This window comes from Desulfobaculum sp. (assembly GCF_054921475.1).
The window spans coordinates 1-3,162 of sequence record NZ_JBUDSW010000337.1 but is presented as its reverse complement, the minus strand read 5'-3'; the positions used below and the strand labels follow the sequence as shown (position 1 = coordinate 3,162).

Annotated in this window: 4 protein-coding genes; 1 reads left to right on the top strand and 3 read right to left on the bottom strand. The window is 61.7% G+C overall.

What is annotated here, in order from left to right; all coding sequences use genetic code 11:
* Nucleotides 1-92 precede the first annotated feature (92 nt).
* Genes ACY69P_RS15530 through ACY69P_RS15520 form a run of 3 tightly spaced genes read right to left on the bottom strand, consistent with a single transcriptional unit; the run spans nucleotide 93 to nucleotide 2,918 of the window.
* Nucleotides 93-1,127 (bottom strand): hypothetical protein, encoded by a 1,035-nt coding sequence (locus tag ACY69P_RS15530; protein ID WP_462328133.1) that lies wholly within the window; start codon nucleotides 1,125-1,127, stop codon nucleotides 93-95.
* Between the two features lie 9 nt (nucleotides 1,128-1,136).
* Nucleotides 1,137-2,024, bottom strand: coding sequence for a hypothetical protein (locus tag ACY69P_RS15525; RefSeq protein ID WP_462328132.1), 888 nt, complete (start codon nucleotides 2,022-2,024; stop codon nucleotides 1,137-1,139).
* Complete coding sequence (locus ACY69P_RS15520) at nucleotides 2,025-2,918, bottom strand: phage tail tape measure C-terminal domain-containing protein (RefSeq protein ID WP_462328131.1); 894 nt, start codon at nucleotides 2,916-2,918, stop codon at nucleotides 2,025-2,027.
* On the opposite strand from ACY69P_RS15520, the gene ACY69P_RS15515 reads away from it, so the two are divergent.
* On the top strand, nucleotides 2,907-3,162 hold a 256-nt coding region (locus tag ACY69P_RS15515; protein WP_462328130.1), incomplete at its 3' end, for a hypothetical protein. The two genes, ACY69P_RS15520 and ACY69P_RS15515, sit on opposite strands and share 12 nt — an antisense overlap.

Sequence of the window (3,162 nt, the reverse complement as noted above, 5' to 3'; positions counted from 1 at the left end):
CACCCCGCGCCATGCGGCTATGCCCCGTGCCACCTCGCGCGGCGGCAGCCCGCAGAGGGAGGGGATGCGTATGCCGTCATACTGCGCCATGGTCAGTCCCCGTCATAGCGCACGGCAATGGCGTGCGGATTCTCGGCATCCGATACAGGCAGCACCATCCACCGCTCATCGCCGACCTGTATCACCTGCTCCGGCGTATAGGCGCTGGTGAGCGTCAGCCGAAAGTGCGGCAACTGGCCGAGGATGTAATCCCCGGAGGTGTGCTCGTTTTTCGCTTCGGTTGTCACATAATACGGAATCAAGGGGTGAACCCCTGCAAATGTCGGCGTCGAGTAGGCAAGAAGCGGCTCACTGAGCGTGCCGCTTTCCAAGGACGATGCATCAATACATTCAGAACGCAGGCCGAAGTTCGACAGAGTCCAGCCGCCGCAGTCAATGGCGTTAGGCTGCCGGATATCAGGGGCAAGAACGCCGCTGGCGCCCATGCTGTTGCTCAAAAAATAATGATGTGAATCGGGATTGGCGCAGCTCGCGATGGCGCCGGAACCACCATAGACGAGGCCCCCTCCCCCTGCCAAAAGGGGACATTCAGCGGCGAGAAGATGCCGCCAAGAACCAAGTGCGTGCTGGATGGAGAGGAGGAAAAAACATGGGTCGGTAAATGCCGCAATATGGCAAGAGGGAATAACTCCGGGAGGAATGCGGCAGAGGGCACCCGTGCTTCCTTGTCCCCCTTGGTACGTGTGCGGCAAGCTCTTGTAATACGGTCCCCCTGGTTGACGGTCCCAGTTGCTCCCTGCATCAAAGCCACGCGCGGGGTAGAGTGCGACGCCTGTTAACTGCTCTCTATACTGTCGAACACCGTCAACCATAAGGTGGGAGTTTCCGTAGTTGGAATAGCCGTAAACCGTCTGGCGCGTAGCGGAACGCATATGCAGCCAAAAGTCGCCATAATGCAGGTGCAGGCGTTTGCCTTCGCCTGAGTTATTCGAATCGGAGTAGGAGTGATAGCTCGACGTATCATCGGCCCATAAATCCAGGGTCCAGCCATTGGTCACCAAAAAGTCCTTAATGGCCGTCAGCAGGGCGTCACGGCTGGGGATGTCCGTCAGGTGCAGGTGTGGCATATGGCCCTCCTAGGCGTTTTGCAGGGCTATGTAGGATTTTGCGTCGGTGCTCCAGCCGCCTGTAAACACCGTGTACGTTTCCCCGTCTTGGTCAATGGTGTCTTCACCGGCTATGCCGATGCCCTCCACGTACCGCACTCCGTCCAGTTCGCCGAAGATGCCCTTGGCTCCGGCCGTCTTGGAGCAGAGCAGGACAGGAAAGAGTACTCGGGCTCCCGTAGGAGAGGAAAAAGACGGGGGTACGGTGGCCGGCCAAAACATGTGGTCATCGCGGATCGTGTGATTGCCGTAACGGTCTTCATACCAGTTGGAAAAGGCCAGCCACGCCCCGTGCAAAAATCTACCACTGCTGTGCTCTGGAAAGTTGTCATCCACCCCGGCGTTGAAAAAAGGCGTATTGTAGTAGTCTTGCACATTCCACGCACTATTGCGGTCACTGCACCCACCAATCAACAGCGGATAGGGCAGGTTGCTGGGCGGGCCGTAGGGCAGGATGAGGCCAAGATATCCCACCTGATAGGTGGTGCTCGCCTTCACCACAACCACGATGCGCCGGGCGTTCACGCTCAGCCAATACCGCAGCCCACCATCCATGAGCAGCAGACGCGGCGCGTAGCTGTCTATGGCGCCGGGCTGCGCGTCAAAGGTCAGCGCCGGGTCAAAGCCCGTAAAGCCCTGCAGCCGCCAGTTATAGCCGCCAATCTCATTTGTTTCCGTGCGTGCGCCCACGTACACCTGCTGGCCGCCGCTGTCCGGCCCGCGCAGGATCAGCTCGTCCGGCTCGTGCCCCGCTCCCTGCTCATAGCGCAAGGCCGTCCAGCCCTGCGCCACGGCGAAGGCCTTCAGCTTCGCCAGCATGTCCTTGTAGTCCGTGGCCGTTCCCGTCTCGAATGCCATCTATACAATCTCCCTCAGGGTCTGGCGGTTCTTGCGGATGATGTTCATCACGGTGCGCTCGCCCTCGGCGCTGCCCAGATAGCCCGCAGCCGTGTCCTTTTCGTCCACCACATTCACCACCCGCACGTTCACCTGCGGCGGCTCGGTGCTCGCCGGGCGCAGGTTGTCGCGGTGGCGCGGGTCGCCCTCGGTCAGCACCTCCTCGCGCCGGCGCAGTATGGCGGGCACCTCATCAGGGGCGAGGCCCGCAATGCCGCCGGTGTGGTAGCGCGGCGCGCCAACAAACGCGGCAGGAGAGACGCCGCGCGACATGCCCCCCTCGCCAACCACGCCGCCGCTGTGAAACAGGCCTGCAAACATGGACACCACGCCCCCAGCCTCGGCCGATGACGCTCCGCCCAGCAGCGCGGCAAGCGGCCCGGTAATCTGCTGCTGAATCAGCATCCGCGACAAATCAGCGGCCATGCTCGACACCATGTCCCGCCAGGCAAACTTGCCCGTGGTGGTCACGTTCACCAGCTGGTCCTCCAGCGAATGCAGGCTGCCGCCCACAAAGGTCTCTATCTGCGCGCCCCAGTTGGATGCTTCGTCTACATACCGCGACAGCGCCCGCGCCATCCCATCCGCCGCCGCGCGCGAGGCGGCAAGGCGCTGCTCCTCGACGCCCTCCAGCTTGGCGGACAGCCACTCCTGCACCTGCAGCCTGTCCGCCCCAGCCCGCTCCCACGCCTCGGCCTGCGCGCGGGCCGCCTCCTCGGCAAGAACGGTTTCGCCCTCTGTCACGCGGGTGTATTCGGTGTGGAAGTCGGCGAGGGCCTGTTTCTGCTTGGCGATGGCGTCGGAAAAGACCGTGTCCTCGGCCTGCTTGCGCGCGTCAAAGGGATGGTCGTCCATACCGAGGACAGCCTTCTCCGCCTCTCTTTTCCGGATTTCGGCAATAGCCGCCGCCCGCCACTGCTCGACCTTGACGGCATCCGCTCCACGTTCCATGTCCTTGCGCGCCACACGCTCTATTTCCCGTATTTCTTGTTCAACGCGTGTGTGAGTCAAAGCGAAGAGCCGGTCGGCTACGTCGGCATTTGCCTTCGCCGCGATTTCGGCCTCTTTCTTGTGTTTTTTCTCAAAGCGTTCAATTTCT